7 protein-coding genes are annotated in these 6,490 nt (G+C 65.8%); all 7 read right to left on the reverse strand.

The features are described from left to right. On the reverse strand, positions 1-864 hold an 864-nt coding region (locus VF497_RS17540; protein ID WP_330891170.1), incomplete at its 3' end, for a molybdopterin molybdotransferase MoeA. Continuing rightward, positions 854-1,447, reverse strand: coding sequence for a molybdenum cofactor guanylyltransferase MobA (gene mobA, locus VF497_RS17545; protein WP_330891172.1), 594 nt, complete (start codon positions 1,445-1,447; stop codon positions 854-856). The genes mobA and VF497_RS17540, both read right to left, overlap by 11 nt. Before the next feature lie 16 nt (positions 1,448-1,463). Beyond that, on the reverse strand, positions 1,464-2,864 hold the full coding sequence (gene der, locus VF497_RS17550) for a ribosome biogenesis GTPase Der (RefSeq protein WP_330891174.1): 1,401 nt from the start codon (positions 2,862-2,864) through the stop codon (positions 1,464-1,466). 178 nt (positions 2,865-3,042) lie between these two features. Further along, the gene (gene bamB, locus VF497_RS17555) at positions 3,043-4,284 is read right to left on the reverse strand and encodes an outer membrane protein assembly factor BamB (protein WP_330891176.1); all 1,242 of its coding nucleotides are present in this window, start codon (positions 4,282-4,284) and stop codon (positions 3,043-3,045) included. Then, complete coding sequence (locus tag VF497_RS17560) at positions 4,281-4,964, reverse strand: YfgM family protein (RefSeq protein WP_330891178.1); 684 nt, start codon at positions 4,962-4,964, stop codon at positions 4,281-4,283. The genes bamB and VF497_RS17560 overlap by 4 nt, the downstream gene beginning before the upstream one ends. A 148-nt stretch (positions 4,965-5,112) precedes the next feature. Further along, positions 5,113-6,252, reverse strand: a complete 1,140-nt coding sequence (locus VF497_RS17565) for a RodZ domain-containing protein (protein WP_330891180.1) — start codon at positions 6,250-6,252, stop codon at positions 5,113-5,115. 5 nt (positions 6,253-6,257) lie between these two features. Next, positions 6,258-6,490 (reverse strand): tetratricopeptide repeat protein (locus VF497_RS17570; protein WP_414706943.1); only part of this gene is annotated, 233 nt, incomplete at its 5' end.

Below are 6,490 nucleotides of genomic sequence, written 5' to 3' on the forward strand. Positions count from 1 at the left end.
GCCCGGCTTGATCTTGACCTTCCACAGATGCACGCGACCGACCTCGGCAAGCAGGCGTGGAAAATAATCGGCCTCGCCGGCGGAAACGCCGCCGCTGGAGACGACGATATCGGCATCATTGACCGCGCGAGTCAGCGCTTCGCGCAGGGCTGGCGGATCGTCGCGCAAACGCTCGTGGCGCACGAGTTCGACGCCATGCTGCTCGAGCAGCGCACCGAGGCTGTAGCGATTGGAATCGTGAATCTGCCCATAGCCCAAGGCTTGGCCCGGCGCGACGAGTTCGTCGCCCGTGGTCAGCAGCACGGCGCGTGGTCTGCGCGTCACTGCGACATGGCTGTGACCGAACGAAGCGAGTACGCCAATCTGTGCGGGCGTCAGCGCCGTGCCCGCGCTCAGCGCGCGATCACCGCTGCGATAGTCCTCGCCGGCCGGGCGCACGTTCGCGCCGGGCCGTGTTCCCGCCGCAATCACGATCATCTCGCCTTCGACACGCGAGTCTTCCTTCATCACGACCGTATCCGCGCCCACCGGCAGCGGCGCGCCCGTGGTGATGCGCACGCAGGTTCTGGGCTCGACTCGTGGCACCTCGATGCCGCCGGCGAGGATCGTGCCGATCAGGCGCAGGCGTGCTTCCGTATCCGCTGCAAGATCGGCGCCGCGCAGCGCATAGCCGTCCATCGCCGAGTTGGCGAAGCCGGGCACATCAAATGGCGCATCGACGTCCTTTGCGAGCACACGACCCAGCGCCGATTCGAGCGCAATCGATTCGTTGCCGACGACATGCTCCGCCGCGATCGAGACGATGCGCGCGCGCGCATTGGCCAGGCTCAGGCCGGTTGCAAATGCCGGTGCATCAGCGTGCATGCCGTGTTTCCCACTCGCGGAATTCCGCTAGTGTATTGAGATTCGCGAAGCACTGCGCCTGATCGGAGAAATCCACTTCGACCGCGCCGATTGCGTCCTGCCAGCGATACACCGGCAGGTCGTCGGCGAGTGCCTGCGCCGCAGTCTGGGCCAAGCCACGGCGATACAGCGCGAACAAGGGTTGGCGACGCTCCCCGTCATGCGCGACTGCGGCATCGGCGCGCGCGGCGGTGGCAGCCCCATAAAGGCGCGCGGCGAGGTCGCGAGGAGGGCTCGGCGCGTCGACGGGCACGGTCAACAGCCAGTCCGCCGAGTTATTGGCAAGCGCATTGGCGATGCCGGCCAACGGGCCGTGGAATCCCTGCCCGGCATCGGCCAGTACTTTGCCGAAGCGCGCGTACTCATCAGCGTGGCGGTTGGCGCAAATCAGGATGGAGCCGACTTGCGATTGCAATTCGTCAACGACCCGTTCGATCAGCGACTTTCCGGCCAGCGGCAGCAGTCCCTTGTCACTGCCGCCGACACGACGCCCCTCGCCACCGGCGAGTATCGCTGCGGCAAACATGGTCGTGGCATGGGTCATTCAGACGGTATTCGGGCTAGCGCTTCTTCACGTTTCGAATCATGCGCTGGCGCTTGCGCAACTGACCCTCGGTCAGCACGTTCTTGCGTCCGGCGAACGGATTGGCCGTTTCCTTGAACGCGATGCGGATCGGCGTGCCTTCGAGCTTGAAGCGCTTGCGGAAAAAATTTTCGAGATAGCGCTGGTAGCCGTCGGCGATGTGGCGCGTGCGGCTGCCGTGGATCACGATCGTCGGCGGATTGGTCCCACCCGGATGGGCGAAGCGCAGCTTCGGCGCGTGGCCGCGCACGAGCGGCGGCTGGTAGCCTTCGTAGGCCTGTTCCAAAGCCTTGGTCAATTCCGATGAGCCGAACTCGCGCGTCGCCGACTTGTGTGCGCGCACGATCGCGCGCATCAGCTCGGCAAGGCCCGATCCATGCAAGCCGGAAATGAAGACCGGTTTGACGAACGGCACGAAGTCGAGGCGGCGTTCGAGCGAGTTGCGGCATTGCTCGCGCTCGTAGGTGCTGAGCCCGTCCCACTTGTTCGCGGCGACGACGAGCGCGCGGCCTTCGTCGAGCACGTGACCGATCAAGGTCGCGTCCTGCTCGGACACGCCTTCTTTCGCATCGAGCATCAGCACGACGACGTTCGCCGCGGCGATTGACTGCAGCGTTTTGATGACCGAGAACTTCTCGACCGCTTCCTCGACGCGCGCGCGGCGGCGCACGCCGGCGGTGTCGATCAAAGTATACTTTTTCCCATCGCGCTCGAGCGGCACGCGGATCGAGTCGCGCGTGGTGCCGGCGATGTCGGAGACGACGACACGGTCTTCGCCGAGCAAGCGGTTGACCAGCGTCGACTTGCCGACGTTCGGTCGGCCAACGATGGCCACGCGGATGCCGTCGTCAGCCGGATCGCCCGCATCGACCGCGTCGGCATCGACCGTCGGCAGGTGTGTCTCGATCTGCGCAAGCAACGCGTCGAGGCCACGGCTGTGCGCGGACGAGGTCAGCACCGGCTCGGCAAAACCGAACGAGGCGAATTCGCCGCGCACGTTGCCTTCGTCGACGCCATCGACCTTGTTGACGACGAGCAGCAGCGGCTTGTCGCGCTTGCGCAGCTGCTTGAGGATGTTGCGGTCCTGCGGCAGCACGCCGTCGCGCGCGTCGACGACGAAGGCGACCGCATCGGCCTCGGCTATTGCAAGCTCGGCCTGGTGCGCGGTCAGCGCGTCGATGCCTTCGTCCTCACCCGAGAGACCACCTGTGTCGACGACGACGAACTCGCGCTCGCCGAGGCGGCAGATACCGTAGTGACGGTCGCGCGTGAGCCCGGGCAGGTCGTGCACGAGCGCGTCGCGCGTGCGCGTGAGCACGTTGAAAAGCGTGGATTTGCCGACATTGGGCCGGCCGACAAGGGCGACGACGGGAAGCATGCGCAGAGTATCGCTGAATTGTGCGGCGCCGACGACTGCGGCGGCGCTTTTTGAGCCCTCTCCTTCAAGGAGAGGGTCGGATGGGGATGGTTTTGATCTTCGTCGTCGCCACGCGGCAAACACCATCCCCTTCAGCCCCCTTGCAGGAGGAGGCCGAAGCGGGCAGTTCGGCTACGCGCTACTTGCTTGTACCGCCGACGCGGTAGGCGGCGATGTCGCCGTAGATCGTTTCGACATAGACCATGTCGCCGACGATGACCGGCGCCGATTTGATCGGTGCTTTCGAGATGCGTTCGCGCGCGAGCAGCTTGCCGTCGTTGATCGACAGCCAGTGGACCCAGCCTTCGAGGTCGCCGACGACGACCGCGTCGCCCTGCACTGCCGGCTCGCCGAGCCAGCGGTACTTGAGCGCATCCTGCTTCCACTGCGAGCTGCCGCTGCGCAGGTCGAGCGCATAGACGTTGGCGTCGGCGTCGGTCAGGTAGACCTGGCTGGCCGACAGCGCCACGCCACCGTAGGTGCCCAGTTCGTGCGTCCATACTGGACGCCCGGTCTGGGCGCTCAGCGCGGCAGTCTGGCCTCGGTAGCCGGCTGCGTAGACAATGCCGTCGGCGACGGCGATCTGGCCGTCGACATCCTGCAGGCGGTCGATTTCGGTGCGGCCCTCGCCGGGCGACAGCACCTGTTCCCACAGTGGCGCACCGTCGGTGGCGCGCAGCGCGATGATCTTGCCGTTGTCCTCGCCCGCGTAGACGGCGCCATCTGAGAATACCGGCGAGCTGTTGCCGCGCAGGCTCAGCAGCGGCACGGTGGAGCGGTCGTAAACCCATTTGCGCGTGCCATCGCCGCGATCGAGACCGACGATATGGCCGTCATTGGTGCGCACGAAGACCATGCCGCCGCCGATCGCCGGGGCCGAGATGACCTCGGAGGTCAGTTGCGCGGTCCAGCGCTCGCTGCCGTCGCCGGCGTTGAATGCCTGCACCGTGCCTTCGAGCGTGCCGACGACGACGAGATCGCCGTCCACGCTCGGGCCGCCGCCCCAGCGCACCGAGTTCGGGCCACGATGGATGAGGAAGCCGTGGCGACTGCCGAGATGCTTGCTCCACAGCGTCTTGCCGGTCGCCGCGTCGTAGGCTTCGACCACGCCGGTCGTGCTCGCCGCGAACAGCTTGCCGTCGGCATAGGCCGGACGCGCGCTGGCGCCGGTCTTCTCCGCGCCCTTGCCGATGCGTTCGCCCCAGACCTTCTGCACCGAAATGCTCGGTGCGAAGTTCTCGGCCAGCGGCGTCGGCGGCTCGATGTTTTCCTTCTTGGTGTCGTTGAACCAGCCCTTGATCGTGCCGCAGCCGGTCATGGCGACGGCGAGCAGGACGAGGCTTGCGCCGCGCAGGCGCGATGCGGTGAAGACGATGCTCATGAGTTCTTCTTCTCCGCGTCGGCCTTGGCAGGCGTGGCTGCCGTCGCGGCGGCGCCGAGGTCGGACAGCTTCATTTCGATGAAACCGCGGTTCGGCGCACCGGGTTCGAGTTTGGCCAGTGCTTCGGCGTAGGCAGCGCGCGCATCGTCCTTGCGGTCGAGCGCGACGAGCGCGTCGCCGCGCAATTCGGCGGTCACAGAGTCGAAACCGTTCTTTGGCAGCTTGCCGATGAAGTCAAGCGCTTCCTGCGCCTTGCCGCGCGCGAGTTGCACACGCACGAGGTTGACGCCGACCGTGGTCTTGAGCGCGTCGATGCCCGCGTGCTGCCAAGCCCAGTCGAGCGAGGCCAAGGCGCCGTCCGCATCGCCTTTCTGCGTCGCGATCTCGGCTTCGCGCATCGCGGCGAACACGGCGTACGGCGTACCCGCGTAGTCGGACTTGAGCTTGGCCGCGATCAGCTTGGCCGCGTCGTAGTCCTTTTTCGTCATGTCGGTGCCGAGCGCGTCGTACTGCACGGCCGCGTCCATGTCGCGGTTGGCGCGATGCGTGCGCCACTGCTGCCAACCGAACAGCAGGACCACACCGAGACCGATGCCGATCACGATCGACAGCCAATTCTCACGTACCCATTTGCGGACGAGTTCACCTTGCTCGTGTTCGTCCAAGACATCAAATGCCATGCTGCGGATTACCTTTGCGAAAAGTTGCCGAATGCGCCGCACCGGCCGCATCGGACCGGGGCACGCGAGAGCGCGTAGGGTAGCAGGAACGACCGGCGGATGCGCCGTCGCGTGCCGCCCCGTTCAGTGGGCGGTTTGCCAGAACGGGTCAGCCGCTGTGCGTTTCGGCCGTCGCCGCGGCAATCGACTTGCTGCCGGCGGCGAGCTTGAAGCGCGCGACGTTGCCACGGTTGTACGGCGCGATGTCCTGCGCATGGCCGTCGATCTCGACCTTGGCGCCGCCGGTGTTGCCGAGCAGGATAGTCAGCGACTTGTCCGCAGCGTATTCCTTCACCGTGCCTGCAGGCAGGGTCGAATATTCCAGGCGCCGGCCTTCGGCATCGACGATTTCGACCCAGCTCGATTCGGTCAGACTCAGGCGCAACTGGCTGCCGGTGGCGGCTGCGGCGGACGCGGGCTTCGCCGAATCGGCGGCCGGCAGGTTCGGCACCATCGTGAACGAGGCCATCAGCGGCGCATCGTGATTCGGCGCGGAAGGCGCTGCCGGAGCCGCGGCTTGCGTGTCCGTCGCGGGCGGCGTTGCCGCGGATTGCGCAGGCTGCGCGACTTCGCCCTCGTTCGATGCCACGGCCGGCACAGGCGAATCGAGCGGAGTCAGGTGCGAGCCGACGCTGCCCCCCATGTTCATCGCGAACATGACCAGCGGCACGAAGATCACGCCGGTGAGTACAAGATATAGCGCCGAGCCGGAATAACGTTCGACCAGATAGCGCGAATGCGAGATCTGACCGGTCGCGACGAGCTCGGGCGGCGGCGGCGCCTTGGCGCGCAGGAATTCTTCCACCGCAGTGACCGGCACGCCGACGAGGCGCGCATAGTTCGTCAGGTAACCGCGCAGATACACCCCCTGGCCGATGCGATCGTACTGTTCGGTTTCGATCCATTGGACGATGTGCAACGGCAGACGCAACTTGGTGGCCACCGCGGCGCGATCCCAACCACGTGCGTCACGCGCAGCGACGAGGCGCTGGGCGAACGATTCGGGAAGCAGTGCGACCTGTTCGGGCATCGCGGGGGAATCTTCGCCCTGCGTCGCCATCGGGGCCTCGGTCGTCGCATCTTCCGACACCGTGGACGCGTCCGCGGGAATCACGCCCGATATACGTGCCGTTTCGAAAAAAGCCATCTGCTCAGTCCCCTGGTTTTCGGCCGCCTGCTTCGCATCGGCCGGATCGCGATGCGGATCGGCCTTGGGCGCGGTTGGTGGTGAATTTTCGCTCGGATTCATGACAGTTACGACGACGGCGGGGATTGTAGGGTGCGTGCCTGTTCCGAATCTGGGAACTGGTCGCGCAAACGCTGCGCATAATCACGCGCGGCATCGACATGGCCCAATTTGATTTCGATGTTGCGTGCCAGCAGCAGCGCATCCGGACTGGGCTGGCCAAGCGCATCGTAGCGTTGCACGAAGGCACGCGCTTTGAAGAAATCGTTCTTCTGATAGAGCACGTTGGCGAGCTGGAACA

The organism is Rudaea sp., assembly GCF_036383415.1.
Taxonomy (GTDB): domain Bacteria; phylum Pseudomonadota; class Gammaproteobacteria; order Xanthomonadales; family Rhodanobacteraceae; genus Rudaea.

Excerpts from the sequence above, each read along its gene's own strand:
- bamB (WP_330891176.1), bottom strand. The coding sequence starts at position 4,284 with ATGAGCATCGTCTTCACCGCATCGCGCCTGCGCGGCGCAAGCCTCGTC.
- der (WP_330891174.1), bottom strand. The coding sequence starts at position 2,864 with ATGCTTCCCGTCGTCGCCCTTGTCGGCCGGCCCAATGTCGGCAAATCC.
- mobA (WP_330891172.1), bottom strand. The coding sequence starts at position 1,447 with ATGACCCATGCCACGACCATGTTTGCCGCAGCGATACTCGCCGGTGGC.
- VF497_RS17560 (WP_330891178.1), bottom strand. The coding sequence starts at position 4,964 with ATGGCATTTGATGTCTTGGACGAACACGAGCAAGGTGAACTCGTCCGC.
- VF497_RS17565 (WP_330891180.1), bottom strand. The coding sequence starts at position 6,252 with ATGAATCCGAGCGAAAATTCACCACCAACCGCGCCCAAGGCCGATCCG.